Source organism: Nocardioides cavernae, assembly GCF_016907475.1.
In the GTDB taxonomy this organism is placed as follows: domain Bacteria; phylum Actinomycetota; class Actinomycetes; order Propionibacteriales; family Nocardioidaceae; genus Nocardioides; species Nocardioides cavernae.
In genome coordinates, this window is record NZ_JAFBCA010000001.1 from 3,617,315 (window position 1) to 3,637,207 (window position 19,893).

At 73.0% G+C, this 19,893-nt stretch carries 20 protein-coding genes; 10 read left to right on the forward strand and 10 right to left on the reverse strand.

Features of this window, described 5'->3' with window-relative positions; all coding sequences use genetic code 11:
• Nucleotides 1–199: 199 nt before the first annotated feature.
• Together JOD65_RS16895 and JOD65_RS16900 are read right to left on the reverse strand one after the other, a co-directional pair.
• Complete coding sequence (locus JOD65_RS16895) at nucleotides 200–514, reverse strand: hypothetical protein (protein WP_191196066.1); 315 nt, start codon at nucleotides 512–514, stop codon at nucleotides 200–202.
• A gap of 262 nt (nucleotides 515–776) precedes the next feature.
• Nucleotides 777–2,438 (reverse strand): sensor histidine kinase, encoded by a 1,662-nt coding sequence (locus JOD65_RS16900; protein WP_191196067.1) that lies wholly within the window; start codon nucleotides 2,436–2,438, stop codon nucleotides 777–779.
• 273 nt (nucleotides 2,439–2,711) lie between these two features.
• On the opposite strand from JOD65_RS16900, the gene JOD65_RS16905 reads away from it, so the two are divergent.
• Together JOD65_RS16905 and JOD65_RS16910 are read left to right on the forward strand one after the other, a co-directional pair.
• Entirely contained in the window at nucleotides 2,712–3,980 is a 1,269-nt protein-coding gene (locus JOD65_RS16905) for an MFS transporter (protein ID WP_191196068.1), read from the forward strand.
• Between the two features lie 63 nt (nucleotides 3,981–4,043).
• A complete protein-coding gene (locus JOD65_RS16910) occupies nucleotides 4,044–4,301 on the forward strand; it encodes a hypothetical protein (protein WP_191196069.1) in 258 nt (85 codons plus the stop codon).
• A 1-nt stretch (nucleotide 4,302) separates the two neighbouring features.
• Here JOD65_RS16910 and JOD65_RS16915 read toward each other — a convergent pair whose 3' ends face one another.
• From JOD65_RS16915 to zwf, 4 genes are read right to left on the reverse strand one after another with little or no spacing between them, the layout of a single operon-like run.
• Complete coding sequence (locus JOD65_RS16915; RefSeq protein WP_191196070.1) at nucleotides 4,303–5,541, reverse strand: glycoside hydrolase family 16 protein; 1,239 nt, start codon at nucleotides 5,539–5,541, stop codon at nucleotides 4,303–4,305.
• A 38-nt stretch (nucleotides 5,542–5,579) separates the two neighbouring features.
• Nucleotides 5,580–6,248 carry a bifunctional 4-hydroxy-2-oxoglutarate aldolase/2-dehydro-3-deoxy-phosphogluconate aldolase gene (eda, locus tag JOD65_RS16920; RefSeq protein ID WP_224747764.1) on the reverse strand — a complete coding sequence of 223 codons (669 nt, stop codon included), beginning with the start codon at nucleotides 6,246–6,248 and terminating at the stop codon, nucleotides 5,580–5,582.
• The gene (gene edd, locus JOD65_RS16925) at nucleotides 6,232–8,118 is read right to left on the reverse strand and encodes a phosphogluconate dehydratase (RefSeq protein ID WP_191196071.1); all 1,887 of its coding nucleotides are present in this window, start codon (nucleotides 8,116–8,118) and stop codon (nucleotides 6,232–6,234) included. Before edd ends, eda begins: the two co-directional genes overlap by 17 nt.
• Nucleotides 8,115–9,593: a glucose-6-phosphate dehydrogenase gene (zwf, locus tag JOD65_RS16930; RefSeq protein WP_191196072.1), complete on the reverse strand. Its 1,479-nt coding sequence runs from the start codon at nucleotides 9,591–9,593 to the stop codon at nucleotides 8,115–8,117. Before zwf ends, edd begins: the two co-directional genes overlap by 4 nt.
• 89 nt (nucleotides 9,594–9,682) lie before the next feature.
• On the opposite strand from zwf, the gene JOD65_RS16935 reads away from it, so the two are divergent.
• From JOD65_RS16935 to JOD65_RS16945, 3 genes are all read left to right on the forward strand, one after another.
• Complete coding sequence (locus JOD65_RS16935; RefSeq protein ID WP_191196073.1) at nucleotides 9,683–10,897, forward strand: ROK family transcriptional regulator; 1,215 nt, start codon at nucleotides 9,683–9,685, stop codon at nucleotides 10,895–10,897.
• Between the two features lie 40 nt (nucleotides 10,898–10,937).
• A complete protein-coding gene (locus JOD65_RS16940; protein ID WP_191196074.1) occupies nucleotides 10,938–11,639 on the forward strand; it encodes an ANTAR domain-containing protein in 702 nt (233 codons plus the stop codon).
• A 64-nt stretch (nucleotides 11,640–11,703) separates the two neighbouring features.
• Complete coding sequence (locus JOD65_RS16945) at nucleotides 11,704–13,269, forward strand: peptide chain release factor 3 (protein WP_191196075.1); 1,566 nt, start codon at nucleotides 11,704–11,706, stop codon at nucleotides 13,267–13,269.
• Nucleotides 13,270–13,272: 3 nt separating this feature from the next.
• Here the strand turns inward: JOD65_RS16945 and JOD65_RS16950 are convergent, their stop codons facing one another.
• Entirely contained in the window at nucleotides 13,273–13,674 is a 402-nt protein-coding gene (locus JOD65_RS16950; RefSeq protein WP_191196076.1) for a GFA family protein, read from the reverse strand.
• Between the two features lie 41 nt (nucleotides 13,675–13,715).
• On the opposite strand from JOD65_RS16950, the gene JOD65_RS16955 reads away from it, so the two are divergent.
• Nucleotides 13,716–15,170 carry a protein adenylyltransferase SelO gene (locus tag JOD65_RS16955; RefSeq protein WP_191196077.1) on the forward strand — a complete coding sequence of 485 codons (1,455 nt, stop codon included), beginning with the start codon at nucleotides 13,716–13,718 and terminating at the stop codon, nucleotides 15,168–15,170.
• Nucleotides 15,171–15,240: 70 nt separating this feature from the next.
• The gene (locus JOD65_RS16960; RefSeq protein WP_191196078.1) at nucleotides 15,241–15,528 is read left to right on the forward strand and encodes a helix-turn-helix domain-containing protein; all 288 of its coding nucleotides are present in this window, start codon (nucleotides 15,241–15,243) and stop codon (nucleotides 15,526–15,528) included.
• 73 nt (nucleotides 15,529–15,601) lie between these two features.
• Here JOD65_RS16960 and JOD65_RS16965 read toward each other — a convergent pair whose 3' ends face one another.
• Entirely contained in the window at nucleotides 15,602–16,213 is a 612-nt protein-coding gene (locus tag JOD65_RS16965) for a ClpP family protease (protein WP_191196079.1), read from the reverse strand.
• A complete protein-coding gene (locus JOD65_RS16970) occupies nucleotides 16,210–16,824 on the reverse strand; it encodes a ClpP family protease (protein ID WP_191196080.1) in 615 nt (204 codons plus the stop codon). Before JOD65_RS16970 ends, JOD65_RS16965 begins: the two co-directional genes overlap by 4 nt.
• 155 nt (nucleotides 16,825–16,979) lie before the next feature.
• Between JOD65_RS16970 and JOD65_RS16975 the strand changes: the two genes are divergently transcribed.
• Genes JOD65_RS16975 through JOD65_RS16985 form a run of 3 tightly spaced genes read left to right on the forward strand, consistent with a single transcriptional unit; the run spans nucleotide 16,980 to nucleotide 19,423 of the window.
• Nucleotides 16,980–18,407, forward strand: a complete 1,428-nt coding sequence (locus JOD65_RS16975) for a short-chain fatty acid transporter (protein ID WP_191196081.1) — start codon at nucleotides 16,980–16,982, stop codon at nucleotides 18,405–18,407.
• A gap of 32 nt (nucleotides 18,408–18,439) precedes the next feature.
• Entirely contained in the window at nucleotides 18,440–18,733 is a 294-nt protein-coding gene (locus tag JOD65_RS16980; RefSeq protein ID WP_191196082.1) for a hypothetical protein, read from the forward strand.
• A gap of 60 nt (nucleotides 18,734–18,793) precedes the next feature.
• The gene (locus JOD65_RS16985; RefSeq protein ID WP_191196083.1) at nucleotides 18,794–19,423 is read left to right on the forward strand and encodes a hypothetical protein; all 630 of its coding nucleotides are present in this window, start codon (nucleotides 18,794–18,796) and stop codon (nucleotides 19,421–19,423) included.
• Nucleotides 19,424–19,447: 24 nt separating this feature from the next.
• Here the strand turns inward: JOD65_RS16985 and JOD65_RS16990 are convergent, their stop codons facing one another.
• Nucleotides 19,448–19,816: a DUF2256 and DUF3253 domain-containing protein gene (locus JOD65_RS16990; protein WP_191196084.1), complete on the reverse strand. Its 369-nt coding sequence runs from the start codon at nucleotides 19,814–19,816 to the stop codon at nucleotides 19,448–19,450.
• Nucleotides 19,817–19,893: the final 77 nt, after the last annotated feature.

The window sequence follows — 19,893 nt, forward strand, 5'->3', positions numbered from 1 at the left end:
TACCGCCCGGGGCCAATGGCCCCGGACTTCCTACCTGGTACTGACCGGTCCTACGTCACGTCCTCCCGGGTGCGGCGTTGCGCCGCGGCAGTCACGAGGCGGGCGGCGCGCACGGCGGACCGGGCTCGCCAGTGCCTCCACAGGCCTCGGTCGGTGTCGGGGCCGACGCGGCTCCGGGGCCGTCTCCGGTCGCGGGCGGTCATCGGGACCTCCGCGGCAGGGGCACCTCAGGGGCGCGCACGCCGGCCCAGGCGCGCAGGCGGGGGCGGCTGCCCGCGGCCGGCCGCTGGGCCAGCAGGTCCCTGGTCCTGCGCTCTGCCTCCGCCACCACCTCCGAGGTCAGGAAGCCGTCGAGCAGTGCGGTGCGCACCGATCGGGAGAAGGTCCGCAGCACCGAACCGGCCGGCACGTCGCAGCGGTCGAGGACGAGGCGGTCCGCCGCGTCCCTCAGGTCCTGGTTGGTCAGACCGGGCATCCAGGTCAGGTCGGCCACCCCTACGGGCGCGTTCGTCATGAGTGCTCCTCCCCCTGCTGCGGAACCATGCTTCCTCCTGTCCGTGCACCCGGGTCGCGTTCCCGGGTGCCCCGTTCCACCGACCCTCGTGTTCGTCAGCACGGCGTGCGGCTGAGGAGCGCCGGTGGAGCGGGGCACCCGGTGCGACCCCGGTGCGACTCCATAGCAATGCAGCGCAGGACAGGGCGCAACGGACCAAAGTCCCCGCCCGTTCGGGACCCGATCCCGGGACGCGAGTGGCCGAGAAGTCCCGGGACCGCGGTCAGCCGCCCTGGATCGTCGAGCCGCCATCGACGAGCGGGACGCGCCACGTGAGGGTCGTGCCGGTGCCTGCCTCGGACTCGATCACGAGCTCACCCCCGTGACCGGCCGCCCGCTCGCGCATGTTGTGCAACCCGCTCTCCAGGACGTCCTGCGGCATGCCGAGCCCGTCGTCGGCGACGATCACCTCGAGCGTGTCGTGGTCGACGATCACCCTCACCTCCACCGTCGAGGCGTGCGCGTGCCTGCTGACGTTGGTCAGCGCCTCACCCACGACTGCCAGCAGGTCCGGGGTGACCGACGCGGGCACTGTGGTGCGGATCGGTCCCTCGAGCCGCAGCTTGGGCCGCAGCTTCATCGTCGCGGCTGCTCGGTCGACGAGGATCTCGATCTCGGTCTGCAGGTCTGTCGAGCCCTCGAGCGCCCCGAGGGCGAAGATCGCGCGGCGGATGTCCTTGATCGTGTCGTCGATGTCGACGATGGCCTGGCGCAGACGCCGGGCCGGCTCGCCGGCGGGCACCATCCGCACAGTGCTGTCCAGCCCGAGGCCCACGCCGAACAGCCGTTGGATGACCAGGTCGTGCAGGTCTCGCCCGATGCGGTCGCGGTCCTCCAGCAGCGACATCCGCTTCCGGTCCTCCCGGCTCCTGGCGACCTGCAGGGCGAGTGCCGCCTGCTCGGCGAAGCTGGTGGGCAGGCGCGGGTCGAGGCGTCGGAAGGCGTCGATGCGCTCGGGCGTCCACGCCAGCGAGATCACGCCCTCGATCCCCGACCCGGATCGCAGCGGGAGGGCCATCATCGGACCGAGCTGGGGCCAGTCGTCGAGGGACGAGGGGTCCACGGCGCGCGGATCCGTGGCGAGGTCGTCCACGGAGACCGGCAGGCCGGTGCGCACCACCAGGCTGGCCAGCGACTTCTCCATCGGCAGGGCGTGCATGGCCTCCCGGTCGACCGGTGCTCCCGCCACCACCTCGAGGTGCAGGTCCTGGGGGTCGGAACCGCTGACGACCCAGGCGACGTCGGCGCCCGACACCGACCTGGCCCGGTCGGCCACGGCCTGCAGCGCGCGGTCAGTAGGGGTGTCCTCGGAGAGCAGGGAGGTGATCTCGACGGTGGCGCTCAGCCAGGCCTGGCGTCGCTCGGCCTCCTCGTAGAGCGTGGCGTTCTCGATCGCGACGCCCGCGGCGGCCGCCAGTGCCACGGCGACCAGCTCGTCGACCTCGGTGAAGTCCTGCCCGCCCTCCTTGTCGGTGAGGTAGAGGTAGCCGAACACGTGCTCGCGCGTCCGGACGGGCACACCGAGGAACGACGTCATCACCGGGTGGTGCTCGGGGAACCCGTACGACGCCGGGTGCGCGGCGATGTCTCGCAGGCGGAGCGGACGCGGCTCGTCGATGAGCTGGCCGAGCAGACCGTGCCCTGCCGGCCAGTCGCCGATCTGCGCGACCACGTCGCTGCCCATCCCGTGGTGCACGAACGTGCGCAGCACGCGGTCGGGTCCTTCGGTCAGGACGCCGAGTGCTGCATACCTCGCGCCGACGAGGTTGCTGGCGGCGCGGACGATGCGCGTCGGCACGCCGTCGAGGGTGAGCTCGGAGGCGATGGCGACCATCGCGTCGAGGAGGTGCCGGAGCCTGACCTGCTCGTCGAGCACCCCCTGCACGCGCGTCAGGACCTCCCGGAGGAGGTGATCGAAATCGACCTCCGCCAGTCCGTCGTCCCTCGGCTCCGCGCCGCCGTCCCCGTCCGCGTGCAATCGCCCTCCCGACGTTTCCCGCGACTCCCGAGCCTAGTCCTGGGCCGCGTGCACCGGAACCCCGCCGGCGGCGATTCCGCACGAGTCGCCACCGCTCCTAGAATGGGCACCGCAGAGGGTTCAACGCGTCCTTGGAGGTGGGTTCGGCGCGTCGTACCGACGCACCCGAAGGACCCCCTCGTGACCCCTCTCGCCTCCTATCGACGACTCCTGTCGATCGCCGGCCCCGCCTACGTCCTCGTGGCGTTCGTCGGGCGCCTCCCGCTGGCCATGAGCCAGCTCGGCACGCTCCTGCTCGTCTCCACCGCGACCGGCAGCTACGGCCTCGGCGGCCTCAGCGCCGGCGCCCTCGCCGTCGCCAACGCCGTCGGCGCGCCGATCGCGGGCTCGCTGGCCGACCGGGTCGGGCAGCGTCCCGTCGTGCTCGTCCAGTCGCTGCTGGGCGCCACCGGCCTGGCCACGCTCGTCGCCGTCGTCGGCAGCGGGTCCACGGACGCCGCCATCGTGCTCAGCGCCGCCGCCACCGGCCTGGTGCTCCCGCAGGTGGGGCCCCTGGCCCGCGTCCGGTGGCGGCCCCTGACCCGCTCGACCGGGGCGCACCAGCGTCGGCTCGTGGACGCCGCGTTCTCCTACGAGGGAGCTGCCGACGAGGCCTCGTTCGCGATCGGGCCCGCCCTGGTCGGACTCTCCGTCGCGATGGTCTCGCCGTCCGGCGCGCTGCTGCTCGCGGCGGTGCTGCTGGCGGTCTTCGGGTCGGCCTTCGCCCTCGACCCGTCCGCGCGCCTGGCCCACGACGCCGACCACCCGGTCGGCGGGGGCCGTCTGCTGGGCGCCGCGTTCGTCGTGCTCGTCGGCGCGCAGGTCTCCATCGGGATGCTCTTCGGCGCCACGCAGACCGGAGCCACCGTGCTCGCCACCGATGCCGGCACGCCCGGCGTCGCTGGGCTGGTGCACGCCACCCTGGGCGTCGGCAGCGCGCTCGCCGGCCTGGCGACGGCGTACGTCCCCGAGCGCATCGGGCACGAGCGCCGGGCGCTCGTCGCGGCGTGGGCGCTGCTCGTGCTCTCGCTCCCCCTCCTGGCCGTCGGGTCGTTGGCCGGCACCGCCGCCACCGTGCTCTTCCTCGGGTTCGCCGTAGCGCCCTACATGATCGCCGTCTTCTCCCTCGCCGAGCGCGTGGTGCCGGCCGCCCGGGTCGGCGCGGCGATGACGACCCTGGCCAGCGCGACCGGCCTCGGCTACGCGCTCGGCTCGAGCCTCGCCGGTCGCCTCGCCGACGCGTCGGGGGCGACGGCGGCGTTCGGCGTGACCGTCGGTGCGACGGTGCTCGCGGTCGCGCTGATGTCGACCCAGCAGCGGCGCCTCCGCACGGCATCGACCGTCGAGAAGCCCGCAGCGCCGGTGCCGGTCGAGCGTCGAGTGGCAACGACGATGGGCAGCAGCAGGTAGGTTGGAGGGGTCCACGACGCTGCGGCACCGCGCCGCAGCCCTGCTGGGCGGGTCGGACGCCTCATGCTGGAACCTGGACCAGGACTCGATCCCGGTCGGCACCTGCGCCTGACGTCGCTGCTCGAGGACGTCAAGGCGGCCCGCCGGCTCCTCGACCTCGCCCGGCACGACAAGCGGCACGTGGAGCAGCAGCAGCTGCGCAGGGACCTGCTCGCCTCGCTCGAGGCCTACGCCGCCGCCCTGACCCTGGCGGGGGCACCCGTGCCCCCGCGGCTGCGGTCCGAGATCAACCTCTACAAGGGGCTCGGCGCCCGGGGGTGAGTCACCCGCCAGCCTGGTTCCCGCCGGTCTCCCAGACCCGCACCCAGTCGACGTACATGTGCTGGGGCAGCCGCTTCTCCTTGATCTTCGGGATCTCGTAGTTGGCGGCGATGAGGCTCAGGATGGGGAACTGCGGAACGGCGGAGACCTTTCCGCGCAGCCGGCCGGTCTCCTGGCCGTCGATGCGGAAGACCAGCATCCGAGGCGTCCACTCCACCGAGAAGACGTGGTAGTTCTTCGACCAGCCGTCGTTCCGGCTCGCGAGGTAGGACCGCGAGTTCGGGATCCAGCCACCCGCGGCGATCCGGCGCTTGCCCTCGTAGCGGTGCATGAAGGAGGCCAGCCCGCCCTGCGGGTGGTCGTCGCCGAAGTACTCCACGACGTCGATCTCGGTCCCGAGCGCACCGGCCTGCATGCCGTCGACCGGCTGCAGCCAGAAGGCGCCGTGCTGGCCGCGCAGGCGGTGGAACTTCACCCGCGCGGCGGCGACGCCGTAGCGGAACGCGAAGGCGTGCTGCGTGCCGATGTGGCCGTTGAGGCGGTAGGCGAACCGTCCGGCTCGCGCGTCGCGCCCCTCGATCCGGCACCGCGTCGTGGCGTCCGGGTCAGCGATGACGCTCAGTCGGACGGCGCCGCCGCCCACGCTGACCGCGCTCGGGTCGCCCTTGGCGCAGGAGCGACGGCTGCCGTGGGCGTACTCCCGGCCGCGGTGGTTCCAGACCGGGGCGAGGTGCGAGCCGTCGAACTCGTCGGTCCACGTCGCGTCGAGCCAGCGGGCGGTGCTGACGGGAGCGCTCGTGAACGGGCTGGTCGACGACGACGCCATCGCCTTCACCCGGTAGGTCAGGGACGTGCCGTCGACCGCTGCCGCGGCGGCGAACTGCACCCGGCCCAGGCCGTCCTGCCGCCTGGAGGCGACGGCCCGCCACCCCTCGCCCTCCTGCACCTGCAGCTGCACGCGGCGGCCGGGGCGGACCGGCCGGAGCGTGGCGACGACCGCGGCGCGGGCCGCGCCGGGGCTGGCAACGGCCCCTCCCGGTTGGACGACCTGCGGCAGGGCCTCGAGCCGGATCCGCTGGTGGCGGCTGGCACGCACCGAGACGTTGGCGGGCACGTCGTCGACGGCCGCGGAGCTGACCGCGGGGGCGGAGCCGCTGGCGGCACCGGGCTGTGCCCCCGCCAGCAGGGCGGCCGGGAGCAGCAGGGCGGTCGCGGCACAGAGAAGGAGTCGGTTCGGCACGCCACTGGGACGCCGCCGCGCCCCGTTTTGTTGTCGGGTCAGGACCCCAGCGCAGCAGCCTCCCGGGCCAGGGCGGCGACGCGGTCCCAGTCACCGGTGGCGAGCGCGTCGGCCGGGGTCAGCCACGAGCCTCCGACGCAGCCGACGTTGGGCAGGGAGAGGTACGACGGTGCGCTCGCGGCGGTGATGCCACCGGTCGGGCAGAACCGGGCTGCCGGGAGCGGCGAGGCCAGCGACTTCAGGTACGCCGCCCCGCCGGAAGCCTCGGCGGGGAAGAACTTCATCTCCGAGTAGCCCGCCTCGAGCACGGCCATCGCCTCGGAGACGGTGGCGGTGCCGGGCAGGAACGGGACCCCGGCCCAGGCCATCTCCCGCAGCAGCCCCGGCGTCGTGCCGGGAGAGACGAGGAACTGCGCCCCCGCCTTGACGGCGCGCGAGACGAGCTCGGGCGAGGTGATCGTGCCCGCGCCGACGAGGATCTCGGGCACCTCCGCGGCGATCGCGGCGATGGCGTCGAGCGCGACCGGCGTGCGGAGGGTCAGCTCGATGACGGGCAGGCCGCCGGCGACGAGCGCCCGGGCGACCGGGACGGCGTGGTCGAGGTCGTCGAGCACGACGACCGGCACGACCGGCACCAGCGACAGGAGCGAGCCACCGCCGTCTGGGAACAGGTCGGGAGCGGGCTGGACGTCAGACGGGCTGGACAACGGGGGCCTCCTCGGTGGGGGCGGGCAGGGGACGGATGACGCTGGCACCGGTCTCGGCCGTGCCGACGATGGCGCGGAAGCCGGCAAAGAGCTCCCGCCCGGTGCCGGCCCACTCGACGTCGTGGGGCGCGCGGCCGGTGGCCTCGCGGCGCTGGAACTCGGCGTCGGGCAGCTCGACCTCGAGCACCCCGGCGTCGGCGTCGACGGTGACCAGGTCGCCGTCGCGGACCCGTGCCAACGGACCGCCGAGGGCGGACTCGGGGGTGACGTGGATGGCGGCCGGGACCTTGCCCGACGCGCCGGACATCCGGCCGTCGGTGACGACCGCGACCCGCTGGCCGCGGTCCTGCAGCACGCCGAGGGCGGGCATCAGCTTGTGCAGCTCGGGCATGCCGTTGGCTGCCGGGCCCTGGTAGCGGACGACGGCCACGAGGTCGCGGCCGTCGAGGCGGCCCTCGGCGAAGGCGGCGAGGAAGTCGGCCTGGTCGTCGAAGACCATCGCCGGCGCGGTCACGACACGGTGCTCGGGCTTGACGGCGGAGGTCTTGATGACCGCACGGCCGAGGCGTCCCGAGAGCATCCGCAGGCCGCCGTCCGGCGCGAACGGCTGGTCGGCCGCGCGCAGGACGTCGGTGTCGAGCGACGACTTCGGGCCCTCCTCCCAGGTGACCTGCTCCCCGTCGAGCCGCGCCTCGCGGGTGTGGCGCCACAGGCCGCGGCCCGAGACCGTCAGGACGTCGTCGTGGAGGTAGCCGTGCTTGAGCAGCGTGTGCACCAGGAACGGCGTACCGCCGGCGGCGACGAAGTGGTTGATGTCCGCCGAGCCGTTGGGGTAGATCCGCGTCAGCAGCGGCACGGCGGCCGACAGGTCCGACAGGTCGTCCCACGTGAGCGTGATGCCCGCGGCCGCGGCGATCGCGACGAGGTGCATGGTGTGGTTGGTCGACCCGCCGGTCGCGAGCAGCGCGACGCACGCGTTGACGATCGCCTTCTCGTCGACGAGGTGACCGACAGGGGTGGGCTCGCCGCCGGCGTGGGTGATCGCGACGGCGCGCGCGCCGGCCGCCCGGTCGAGCGCCGCGCGCAGCGGGGTGTCGGGGTTGGCGAACGTCGCGTCGGGCAGGTGCAGGCCCATGACCTCCATCAGCATCTGGTTGCTGTTGGCGGTGCCGTAGAACGTGCACGTGCCCTTGGAGTGGTACGACGCCGACTCGGCCTCGAGCAGCTCCTCGCGCCCGACCTTGCCCTCGGCGTAGAGCTGGCGCACCCGCGCCTTCTCGCCGTTCGGCAGACCGGACGTCATCGGACCGGCCGGCACGAAGACGGTGGGCAGGTGGCCGAAGGACAGCGCGCCGATGAGCAGCCCCGGCACGATCTTGTCGCAGACGCCGAGCATCATCGCGGCGTCGAACATGTCGTGGGAGAGCGCGACCGCCGTCGACATCGCGATGAGGTCGCGGCTGAAGAGCGAGAGCTCCATGCCGGCGCGACCCTGGGTGATGCCGTCGCACATGGCGGGCACTCCCCCGGCGAACTGCGCCAGGCCGCCGGCCCGCACGATCGACTTCTTGAGCACCTCGGGCACGTCACGGAAGGGCTGGTGCGCCGAGAGCATGTCGTTGTACGACGAGACGATCGCGACGTTGGGCTTGCGGCCCGACTTCAGGCCCGACTTCACGGGCTCGTCGGCGGCAGCGAAGCCGTGCGCGAGGTTGGCGCAGGCGAGCTTGCCGCGGGCCGGGCCCTTGACGATCGCGGCGTCGGTGCGGGCGAGGTAGGCGGCGCGCGTCGCGGCACTGCGCCGCGCGATGCGGTCGGTCACGTCGGCGACCACCGGGTGGACGGGCGTCTGGGATGCGCTGGTGCTCATTCTGTCTCCTGCCAGGATCGGCCGTCGCGCTCGAGGAGCGTGACGGCGGCAACGGGACCGTGCGTGCCGGCCGGGTACGAGCGCGGCCGGTGCGAGGGCTGGGACCAGCGCTCGAGGATGGGAGCCACCCAGGTCCACGCCGCCTCGACCTCGTCGCGGCGCATGAAGAGGGTGGTGTTGCCGCGCACGACGTCCATGAGCAGCCGCTCGTAGGCGTCGGGCGAGCGGCCACCGAAGGCGGCGGCGTAGCTGAGGTCGAGCGAGACCGGGCGCAGCCGGATGCCGCCGGGACCGGGCTCCTTGGCGGTCATGTGGAGACGCATGCCCTCGTCGGGCTGCACGCGGATGTGCAGCCGGTTGGCCTCGGTCGGTCCCTCGCTGTGCGGGAACATCGCGTGCGGCGGCTCCTTGAAGACCACCACGATCTCCGAGACCCGCTCGGGCATCCGCTTGCCGGTGCGCAGGTAGAACGGGACGCCCGCCCAGCGCCAGTTCTGCACCTCGGTGCGCAGCGCGACGAAGGTCTCGGTGCTGGTGGCGTGGCCCACCTCGTCGGCGTACGACGACGCGGGGGTGCCCTCGCACAGCCCGGCGGCGTACTGCCCGGCGACGGTGTCGCGGTCGACCAGCTCGGGCGTCAGCGGCCGCAGGGCCTGGAGCACCTTGAGCTTCTCGTCGCGCACGGTCTCGCGGTCGACGTAGGTGGGCGGCTCCATCGCCACCAGGCACAGCAGCTGCAGCAGGTGGTTCTGCACCATGTCGCGCAGGGCACCGGAACGGTCGTAGTACGAGCCGCGGTCGCCGACGCCGATCGACTCGGACACGGTGATCTGCACGTGGTCGACCCACCGGCTGTTCCACAGCGGCTCGAGGAACGTGTTGGCGAAGCGGGTGACCAAGAGGTTCTGCACGCTCTCCTTGCCGAGGTAGTGGTCGATCCGGAAGATGCTCGACTCCTCGAACACGCGACCGACCGCGGCGTTGACCTGCTGGGCGGTGGCGAGGTCGGTACCCATCGGCTTCTCGAGCACGACGCGCGAGCGCTCGGTCACCAGGCCGGCCTCGTCGAGGTGCTCGCAGATCGTCCCGAAGAGGCCGGGGGCGACAGCGAGGTAGAAGACGCGGATCACGTCGTCGGAGGCGGCGCCGTCCTTGAGGCGGTCGTGCAGCTGGTGCCAGGCCGCGACGTCGGCGACGTCGAGCGTCACGTGGTGCAGCCGGGCGAGCAGCCGCTCGACGACCGGGGCGTCGAGGTCCTCGGCCACCACGTGCTCGCGCAGCGCGTCGGCCACCAGGGCCCGGTAGCCGTCGTCGTCGACCTGGGCGCGGGAGACACCGATGACGCGGAACCCGTCGGGCAGCTGGCCGTCGCGGTCGCGCAGGTAGAGCGCAGGGAGGAGCTTGCGCAGGGCGAGGTCGCCGGTGCCACCGAAGACGGTGAAGTCGCAGGCGTCGACGGGGGTGATCGAGTCCATGACGCACCACCGTACGGACGCTTCCGTCCCGATGCAACGCAACTTACGACTTTTCAAGACATATTTGCTGGTGCCACAATCGGCGCACCATGACGCAGACCCCGCCTCCCCAGCCGCCGGTCCTTCCCGCGGCGACCGCCGGCGAGGTGCTCGGGCTGATCCGCTCCGGCCAGGCGTCCACGCGCGGCGCCCTCGGCCGGGCGACCGGCCTCTCCCGCACCGCGGTCAACGCCCGCCTCACCGCGCTCGCCGACGCCGGCCTCGTGCTGGAGGGCGAGGAGGAGTCCGCGACCGGTGGGCGCCCCGCCACGACGCTCGTCCTCAACAGCGCAGCCGGGCTGGTCCTCGGGATCGCCGTCGGGCGCAGCCGCTCGCAGCTCTCGGTGTGCGCGCTGGACGGCACCGAGCTCGCCTCCGTGAGCCTGGACCAGGAGTCCGGCCTGGGACCCGACGTCCTGATGCCGCTCGTCGTCCGCCACCTCGACCGGATGCTGGGCGAGCTGGGCCGCCACGGCGACGACGTACGCGGGGTGGGCATGTCGCTGGCCGGCACCGTCGACCCGGCCCGCGGGATGAGCGTGGACTCCCCCGCCCTCGCCGGCTGGGACGGCGTCGCGCTCGCGCCCCACCTGCAGGACCTCACCAGCGCCCCCCTCACGCTCGACAACGACATGCGGGTGATGGCGCTGTCGCAGATGCCGACCGCGCGGGCCGACGTCGAGCCGACGGTGCTCGAGCACGACGAGGCGCTGGTGCTGAAGGCGTCGACAGGCGTCGGCCTCGCCATCGTCGCCGACGGGCGGCTGGTCCGCGGCCACCGCAACGCCGCCGGCCAGCTCGGGCACGTCAAGGTCCCTGCCGCCGACGGACTCCGCTGCCGCTGCGGCGAGACCGGCTGCCTGGAGACGGTCGCGAGCGGCTGGGCGCTCGTCGAGCGGCTGCGCGCCGCGGGCGACGACGTCCACCACGTGCGCGACCTGGTCGCCGCCGCCGGACGCGGCAACGGGAGGGCCCGGGCCGTCGTGCGCGAGTCCGGCCGCCACATCGGCGAGGCGCTCGCCGCGACCGTCACGGTGCTCAACCCACGCACCGTCGTCGTCGGCGGCGACATGGCCGGCGCCTTCGACACCTTCTCCGCCGGGCTGCGCGAGGGCGTCTTCAGCGCCACCACGGCACTGGCCGGGCGGGACCTGCAGGTCGTCCCGGCGGCGTACGGCGACCGCGCCGGGCTGGTCGGCTGCGTACGGCTCGCCCTCGACTCGGTGCTCTCACCGCGTGCCGTCGACGCGGCCCTGGCCCGGTAGCCCGGGCATCACCCGGGGCGATGACGGGTACCGCCGGCTCGTGGAACCCATCCCTGAGACGCTCGTAGCCCTCGACGAGCTCGACATCGACGTCGACGACACCGCCCTGCCGGGCAGCCTGGTCGCGACGGCGGAGCGGGCACGTGAGGTCGCGTCCGGGCTGGTCGGGGTGAGTCTCGCCCTGCGCCAGCTCGACGTCACCTTCACCGTGGTCGCCACCGACGACGAGATCGCGACCCTGGACGCCGTGCAGTACGTCAGCAGCGGTCCGTGCGTCGACGCGATCGACCTCGGCCACGGGATCGCGACGTCGCCCGGCGGGCTCCTCGACGAGTCGCGGTGGCGGGACTTCGCCCGGGCGAGCGCGGCCGCGGGCGTCCACAGCACCCTCACCCTTCCCGTCGTCGGCCCGGACGACGTCGTCGTCGCCACGGTCAACCTCTACGGAAGCAGCACGGACACCTTCGAGGGAAGGCACCAGCAGCTCGCGGACGTCTTCGGCGCCTGGGCTCCCGGAGCCGTCACCAACGCCGACCTGTCCTTCTCCACGCGACGCGCTGCCGAGCAGGCCCCTGACCAGCTCGAGCAGCTCGCGCTGGTCGACACGGCCACGGGCATCATCGCCGCCGCACGTGAGATCCCTGTCACCGAGGCCCGGTGGCAGCTCGAGGACGCCGCAGACCGCGCCGGAGTCCCGGTCGTGCGGCTCGCACGCGTCATCGTCGGCCTCCACGACGAGTGACGCCACGCCTCCCACCCGAGCCGTCGACGCGGCCCTTGCCCCCTGGTCCGGGTAGGTTGCCGCGGTGCCCGACACCCGCCCCCGCCGTACCTTCGCCGTCATCAGCCACCCTGACGCCGGCAAGTCCACCCTCACCGAGGCTCTCGCCCTGCACGCGCGGGTGATCACCGAGGCCGGCGCGGTGCACGGCAAGGGCGACCGGCGCGCCACGGTGTCGGACTGGATGGCCATGGAGAAGGCCCGCGGCATCTCGATCACGTCGGCGGCGCTGCAGTTCGTCTACCGCGACCACGTCATCAACCTCGTCGACACCCCGGGCCACAGCGACTTCTCCGAGGACACCTACCGCGTGCTCTCCGCCGTCGACTCCGCCGTGATGCTGGTCGACGCCGGAAAGGGCCTCGAGCCACAGACCCTCAAGCTCTTCAAGGTGTGCGCGCTGCGCGGCATCCCGGTCCTGACGGTCATCAACAAGTGGGACCGGCCCGGGCTGTCGGCGCTCGAGCTGATGGACCTGATCCAGGAGAAGATCAAGCTCCGGCCCACTCCCCTGACCTGGCCGGTGGGCGAGGCCGGTGACTTCCGCGGCGTGCTGGACCGGCGTACCGGCGAGTTCGTGAAGTACACCCGCACCGCCGGTGGCGCGACCCGCGCACCCGAGCGGCGGATGGGGGCCGACGAGGTCGAGGACGACGACTCCTTCCAGTGGAACGCGGCGTTCGAGGAGCACGAGCTGCTCACCCTCGACGAGGCCGACCACGACCAGGAGCGCTTCCTGGCCGGCGAGACCACGCCGGTCATGTTCGCCTCGGCCCTGCAGAACTTCGGCGTCGCCCAGCTGCTCGACCTGCTGCTCGACATCGCTCCCGACCCCAGCGCGACCGAGGGGGTGGACGGCTCGGTGCGGGAGACGTCCGACGACTTCAGCGCGTTCGTCTTCAAGGTGCAGTCGGGGATGAACAACGCCCACCGCGACCGGCTCGCCTACGCCCGGGTCGTGTCGGGGACGTTCGAGCGCGGCATGGTCGTCACCCACGCCGGCAGCGGGCGCCCCTTCGCGACGAAGTTCGCGCAGTCGGTCTTCGGTCGCGACACCGCCGCCGTCGAGAGCGCCGAGCCCGGCGACATCATCGGCTTCGTCAACGCGCAGGCCCTGCGGGTCGGCGACACCGTCTACGTCGGGGACGCCATCGAGTACCCACCCGTCCCGAGCTTCGCGCCCGAGCACTTCGTCACCGCCAGCGCCGGCGACATCAGCCGCTACAAGCAGTTCCGACGCGGCATCGAGCAGCTCGACCAGGAGGGCGTGGTGCAGGTGCTGCGCTCCGACCTCCGCGGCGACCAGAACCCGGTCCTCGCCGCGGTCGGACCGATGCAGTTCGAGGTCGTCGAGGACCGCATGACCAACGAGTTCAACTCGCCGATCCGCTTCTCGCGCCTCGACTACCAGGTCGCCCGGCGCACGGATGCCGAGGGCGCGACCGCCCTCGCGGGCAAGCGCGGCGTCGAGGTCCTCGAGCGCAGCGACGGCACCCGCCTGGCCCTGTTCGTCGACCAGTGGCGCGCCCAGGTCACCGCCCGCGACAACCCCGACATCATGCTCGAGGCGCTGCCCGCCGGCGGCGCCTGATCCTCACTCGGTGGCCCGCTCGGGCAGGTCCGGGCGCTCCGCGTAGTCGCTCGCCTCCGACACCCACCACGCCTCCACCGTCGACAGGTGGGTCGGCGGCTCGAGCGTGCCTGCACAGACCGACCACTGCTCGGGCGCTTCCTCGCTGCGCCAGAACAGCGACGAGCCGCACGCGCGGCAGAAGCCGTACGCGGCTCCCGGCACCGCGAACCACGTCAGGTCACCATCCGCATCGACCACCTCGATGTCGGCAACGGCAGCCGCGGTCGCGGCCATGTGGTGCCCGGTGAACCGCCGGCAGCGCGCACAGTGGCAGTTGACCACCGGCCGCAGCTCGCCGCGGACGCCGTACGTCACTGCTCCGCACAGGCAGCGACCGCGTGCCCTCTCGTCGTGGGTGGTCATGCGCCGATCCTCCTACGACTGCGCCGCGTATCGTCGAGGGAGTGACCTCGGCACCCACCCTCGTCCTCGACGGCCGCTTCGCTCGTGAGCTGCCCGAGCTGGCCCTGCCCTGGCAGGCCGCCGAGACCCCGGAGCCCCGGGTGCTCGCCCTCAACGAGCCGCTGGCCGCCGAGCTCGGCCTCGACCCGGGCTGGCTCCGCGGCGATGGCGTCGGACTGCTCACCGGCACCCACCTCCCCGAGGGGGCGACGCCCGTCGCCCAGGCCTACGCCGGCCACCAGTTCGGCGGCTACTCCCCGAGGCTCGGCGACGGCCGCGCCCTGCTGCTCGGCGAGGTGGTCGACGCCTCCGGCCGCCTTCGCGACCTGCACCTCAAGGGCTCCGGGCGTACGCCGTTCTCCCGCGGCGGCGACGGCCTCGCCGCGGTCGGCCCGATGCTGCGCGAGTACGTCGTCAGCGAGGCGATGCACGCCCTCGGCATCCCCACCACCCGCAGCCTCGCCGTCGTGGCGACCGGTCGCCCCGTGCAGCGCGAGACGGTGCTGCCCGGGGCCGTGCTGGCGCGGGTGGCGAGCAGCCACCTGCGCGTCGGCACGTTCCAGTACGCCCGGGCCACGGACGACCTCGACCTGCTCCGGCGCCTCGCCGACCACGCGATCGCGCGCCACCACCACGGGGCCGCCGACGCGGAGCACCCCCACCTCGCACTGTTCCAGTCGGTGGTCGCCGCCCAGGCGGCGCTGGTCGCGGAGTGGATGCTCGTCGGCTTCGTCCACGGCGTGATGAACACCGACAACATGACGATCTCGGGCGAGACCATCGACTACGGGCCGTGCGCCTTCATGGACGCCTTCGACCCGGCGACGGTCTACAGCTCCATCGACACCGGGGGCCGCTACGCCTTCGGCAACCAGCCCGTGGTCGCGGAGTGGAACCTCGCCCGCTTCGCCGAGGCGATCCTGCCCCTCCTGGCCGACGACCAGGACGCGGCGGTGGCCGTCGCGGTCGAGGCGCTCGGCGCGTTCCGCGACCTCTACTCGGCCGCCTGGTCGACCGGCATGCGCAGCAAGCTCGGCCTGCCCGCCGACGTCGACGCCGCCGAGGCGTCGAGCCTCGTCACCGACCTCGTCGCGCTCGTGCAGGGCGACCACGTCGACCACACGTCGTTCTTCCGCAGCCTCGGCGCGGCGGCGCGCGGCGACGCGGACCCTGCGCGCGGGATGTTCCTCGACCTCTCCGGCTTCGACGCATGGACCGCCCGTTGGCTCGCGCTCGGCCCCGACGCCGACGCGATGGACCGCACCAACCCGGTCTACGTGCCACGCAACCACCTCGTCGAGGAGGCCCTCGCCGCAGCCACCGACGGCGACCTCGCGCCGCTCGACCGGCTGCTCGAGGCGGTGTCCGCGCCGTACGACGAGCGGCCGGGCCTCGAGCGCTACGCGGAGCCCGCCCCCGACTCGTTCGGCGCCTACACGACGTTCTGCGGGACCTAGCACCGGAGCCCGTTCTGCTGTCAGCAGAAGGTCGTGCCACGAGACCGGCGACGTGGCTAGATTCGACGACATGGGTGACGTCGTGCGGTTCCCGGTCCAGCAGTCCGGTGCGCCCGAGCCGCTCTGGCGCGAGCTCGTCGGCGACGCGCTGCATCGCGAGCGGACCGACCGCGGCGAGCGCCTCAAGGATGTCGCCGAACGGGCCGGGGTCTCGCTGCAGTACCTCTCCGAGGTCGAGCGCGGGCTCAAGGACCCGTCGTCCGAGATGCTGCAGGCGATCGCCGGCGCACTCGACCTCAGCGTCCGCGAGCTCGCGGTCCGCACCGCCCGGCCCGAGGCCCTCGCCCTCGCCGCCTGAGCCACAACGTAGGCAGTTGGGCCACACCACCAGCGTCGGCGGCGTACGACCGTGGCCCGAGCCCGCGAACTGCCTACGTTGCTGAGCTGATCGCCGGCCCCTGCTCGCGCAGGACCAGGTCGACGAGCCCGTAGTCGACAGCGGCCTCCCCCGGCAGCACGAGCGTGCGGTCGGTGTCCTGCCGGATCTGCTCGGCCGTACGCCCGGTGTGCTGGGCCAGGACCTCCTCGAGCAGCAGGCGCACGCGAGCCACCTCGTCCGCCTCGAGGATCAGGTCGGGGATGGTGCCGCGGCCCTGGGTCGCGGGCTGGTGGAGCACCACCCGCCCGTGCGGCAGGATCGCGCGCCGCCCCGGCGCTCCCCCGGCCAGCAGGACCGCCGCGGTCCACGCGGCCTGCCCGACGCAGACGGTCTCGACCGGCGGCTTCACGAACTGCATCGCGTCGTAGACCGCCAGCATCGCCGTGATCGAGCCGCCGGGCGAGTTGAGGTAGAGGCTGATCGGGAGCTCGGGGTTCTCCGAGGCGAGGTGGAGCATCTGGGCGATGACGGCGTTGGCGACGCCGTCGTCGATCTCGGTGCCGAGGTAGACGATCCGCTCTGACAGCAGCCGCGAGTAGAGGTCGAGGGTGCGCTCGCCGCGCGGCGTCTGCTGGACGACGTACGGGATCGTGTAGCTGCTCATCGCGCACCCGCCAGGCCCACCGCGCGCGAGCGCGCCGGTGTCACGTGGTCGACCGAGCTGATCACCTGGTCGACGAAGCCGTACGTCAGCGCGTCCTGGGCGCTGAACCAGCGGTCGCGCCGCGAGTCGCGCTCGACGGTCTCGCGGTCCTGGCCGGTGTGCTCGGCGATCAGGCCGAGGACGGTGTCGCGGGTGTGCCGCAGGTCGTCGGCCTGGATCTCGATGTCGACGGCCGTGCCGCCGATGCCGGCCGACCCCTGGTGGAGCAGCACCCGCGCGTGCGGGAGGGCGTACCTCTTGCCGGGCGTGCCCGCCGAGAGCAGGAACTGCCCGGCGCTCGCGGCCATGCCCATGGCGAGGGTGCTGACGTCGTTGGGGATCAGCTGCATGACGTCGTGGATGGCGAGCATCGACGACACCGAGCCGCCGGGCGAGCTGATCCAGAGGCTGATGTCGGCGCGCGGGTCCTCGGCGGACAGGAGCAGGAGCTGGTGCATGAGGCGGTTGCCGTTGCGCTCGCCGAGCTCCTCGCCGAGGACGATGATCCGCTGGTGCATCAGTCGTCGGACGAGCTCGTCCTCGATGCGTTCGGAGGTGGTGTGGGTGGTCATGCCGCCAGCGTGGCGCGCTGCGGCGCGCGGCCACAGGGCGTTCTGCTGCCCGTGGATCCGCTGGCAGTGGAACGCCGCCTAGCAGACCAGCCGCGCGTCCTGGCCACCCGCCCGGCCCCGAGCGCCCCGCGACGATGCGGATACGTTGCTGACCCATGTCGACTCTCTCGGAGACCCAGGAAGAACGCGGCCTCGCCCGCCTCGCACAGCGCAGCGCCGCATGGACCGAGAGGTGGTTCCCCGACGCCTATGTCTTCGCCCTTGCCGGGGTCGTGCTCGTGTCGGTGGCCGCGATGCTCAACGGGTCGAGCCCGGCCACGGTGGCCGAGACCTTCGGCGGCGGCTTCTGGGACCTCGCCACCTTCACCCTGCAGATGGCGATGGTCGTGCTCACCGGCTACGTCGTCGCGACGTCCCCGCCGGTCGCCCGGATCATCGAGCGGATCGCGCTCTACCCCACGACGCCGCGCGGTGCCGTGGCGTTCGTGGCGCTGCTGTCGTGCCTGGTGTCGATGGTCAACTGGGGCCTCAGCCTGGTCTTCAGTGGCCTGCTCGCCCGGGCGATCGCCCGCCGGCCCGACCTGCGCACCGACTACCGCGCCCTCGGTGCAGCGGCGTACCTCGGGCTCGGCGCGGTGTGGGCGCTCGGTCTCTCGTCGTCCGCCGCCCAGCTGCAGGCCACCCCCGCGTCGCTGCCGCCCGAGCTGCTCGAGATCACCGGCGTGCTCGACTTCGGCGCGACGATCCTCACCTGGCAGTCGCTCGTGATGGCCGCCGTCCTCATCGCGCTCAGCGTGGCCGTCGCCTGGGCGTCGGCACCGCAGGGCGACGCGATCCGCTCGGCCGAGGACATGGAGGTCGACCTCTCCGACTCCGTCGAGCCGCTGGCTCCGCAGACGCGTCCCGGCGAGCGGCTGGAGTACTCCCGGATCCTGCCGATCCTCATCGGCCTGCTCACCCTCGGCTGGCTCGTCCAGCAGCTCGCGACGCTGCCGTTCCTCACGGTGATCAGCAGCCTCAACGGCTACCTGATGGTCTTCCTGATCCTCGGCCTCGTCCTCCACGGCACCCCGCGCGGCTTCCTCAACGCGGTCACCAAGGCGGTGCCCACCACGGCCGGCGTGCTGGTGCAGTTCCCGCTGTACGCCGCCATGGCCGCGGTGCTGACCCGTGCGGAGGGCCGCGGCGGGGTCACCGTCTCCGAGCACCTCGCCGACCTGTTCACCAACATCGGCGGCGGCGGGGCGTTCGCCGTCGTGATCGCGATCTACACCGCGCTGCTCGGCCTCCTCGTCCCCTCGGGGGGCGGCAAGTGGCTCGTCGAGGCGCCGTACGTCATGCAGTCGGCGACCGACGTCGGGATGAACCTCGGCTGGACCGTGCAGATCTACAACGCCGCCGAGGCGCTCCCCAACCTGGTCAACCCGTTCTTCATGCTCCCGCTGCTCGCGGTGCTCGGCGTGCGGGCGCGCGACCTCGTCGGCTTCACGTTCCTGCAGTTCATCTTCCACCTGCCGGTGGTGCTGCTCCTGCTGTGGCTGCTCGGGATGACCTTCGAGTTCGTGCCGCCGGTCATGCCCTGACCACCACACGCCGGCGGGTCTAGCGTGGGCGCGTGACCGACGACCAGCTCCGTCGAGCCGCCGACGCGGCGATGCTGCCGATCGTCACGTCGCTGGCGCCCGCCGGCGTCACCAGCGCGCACTGGCTGCCTGATCGCGCCGGCGACCCCGTCGTGTGGATCCGGGTGCAGAGCGAGGCCGGCCGCGTCGCCGTGGAGTCCTACAGCTGGGTGCTCCCCCAGGTGCAGGTCATCCTGTCCCGCCTCGGGCTGCCCTCGGACAAGGTGATGGCGTTGCGCATCGAGGTGACGTCCGCCGAGGCCGAGGACCACCTCTTCGGCGACTGACCACGCCGTCTGCTCCAATACCTGCATGCATCAAGGCTCTCCCTGTCACGGCTCCCGCTGATGGCGGTGGTCGACCACCGCGCCGGCCTCCTCGTCACCGCGGCATCCGGCACCGGCAGCACCGCCCTGCGCGAGGCACTGATCTCACGACGGGGCGCGACCGAGGTCGTCGGGTCGCAGCAGGCCCGGCAGGTGGGCGTGGACGCCAAGCACGCGACCGTCCGGCAGCTCGTCGAGGCGGGGGTGGTGGACCCCGGGCACGGGATGCGGGTCGTGACGACGACCCGGAACCCGTTCGACTTCTACGTCGCGGAGCACACCAGGACGCGGACGCGATGGGTGCACGAGCTGCGCCGCCCCGACTCCTGGGTCCACGACGTGCCGGACGCCGTCGACCGCATCGTCGACGCGGTGACGCTGGACTTCGACGCATGGCTCGAGCGGGTCATCGGCAGCCCCGTGCGGCAGCTGCGGATCAACCGCGGCCACGTCACCGAGGCGGACGTCGTGCTGCGCATGGAGCACCTGGAGTCCGACGTCCGTGAGCTCGTCGGCCTCGACCTGCCCGTGCCGCCCACCAACGTCACGGACCGCGAACGCGCCTACTGGCGCTCCTACTCGGTCGCGAGCCGCCGGTTGGTCGAGACGGCCCACGCCGAGGACCTCGAGCGGTTCGGCTACGCCTTCTGACCGACCGGACGAGAGGACTCCCCCTCAGCGGCGCCGGATCCGGATCGGCCCCTTGGCGGTCGAGGGGTCGACGACGTGCCCGGCCTGGGTGATGTCGACCTCGCCGCGGTCCACCAGCCGTCGGGCGGCGCGACGGGCCGGCTCCATCAGGTCACGCCAGGAGCCCTCGTCGCCGACCGCGCGCGCCGCGTCGGACGGGCAGATCGTCGACGTACGCGCCCGCTGCGCGAGCAGGTCGAGGATCGTCTCCTCCAGCCTGCGGTCGACGTCCGACACGCCCCGATTGCGGCACGCGTTCGAGCAGTAGCGCACCTGGTCCCAGTCGCGCTCCCACTTCTTGCGCCACTCGATGGTGCGCCCGCACGACTGGCAGGTCTTCGGCTCCGGGGGCATGCTCCCCAGTGTGCCGCGCACCGCCGGCCCGGCCTGTGACCCTTCCCTCAGCAGGCCGCTCCGCGGCATAGCCGGAC

What these genes read in the sequence shown, in the direction of transcription:
- JOD65_RS16895 (WP_191196066.1), bottom strand. Translation starts at nt 514, where the DNA reads ATGACGAACGCGCCCGTAGGGGTGGCCGACCTGACCTGGATGCCCGGT.
- JOD65_RS16910 (WP_191196069.1), top strand. Translation starts at nt 4,044, where the DNA reads ATGCTGGAACCTGGACCAGGACTCGATCCCGGTCGGCACCTGCGCCTG.
- edd (WP_191196071.1), bottom strand. Translation starts at nt 8,118, where the DNA reads ATGAGCACCAGCGCATCCCAGACGCCCGTCCACCCGGTGGTCGCCGAC.
- zwf (WP_191196072.1), bottom strand. Translation starts at nt 9,593, where the DNA reads ATGGACTCGATCACCCCCGTCGACGCCTGCGACTTCACCGTCTTCGGT.
- JOD65_RS16935 (WP_191196073.1), top strand. Translation starts at nt 9,683, where the DNA reads ATGACGCAGACCCCGCCTCCCCAGCCGCCGGTCCTTCCCGCGGCGACC.
- JOD65_RS16950 (WP_191196076.1), bottom strand. Translation starts at nt 13,674, where the DNA reads ATGACCACCCACGACGAGAGGGCACGCGGTCGCTGCCTGTGCGGAGCA.
- JOD65_RS16960 (WP_191196078.1), top strand. Translation starts at nt 15,241, where the DNA reads ATGGGTGACGTCGTGCGGTTCCCGGTCCAGCAGTCCGGTGCGCCCGAG.
- JOD65_RS16965 (WP_191196079.1), bottom strand. Translation starts at nt 16,213, where the DNA reads ATGAGCAGCTACACGATCCCGTACGTCGTCCAGCAGACGCCGCGCGGC.
- JOD65_RS16970 (WP_191196080.1), bottom strand. Translation starts at nt 16,824, where the DNA reads ATGACCACCCACACCACCTCCGAACGCATCGAGGACGAGCTCGTCCGA.
- JOD65_RS16975 (WP_191196081.1), top strand. Translation starts at nt 16,980, where the DNA reads ATGTCGACTCTCTCGGAGACCCAGGAAGAACGCGGCCTCGCCCGCCTC.
- JOD65_RS16985 (WP_191196083.1), top strand. Translation starts at nt 18,794, where the DNA reads ATGGCGGTGGTCGACCACCGCGCCGGCCTCCTCGTCACCGCGGCATCC.
- JOD65_RS16990 (WP_191196084.1), bottom strand. Translation starts at nt 19,816, where the DNA reads ATGCCCCCGGAGCCGAAGACCTGCCAGTCGTGCGGGCGCACCATCGAG.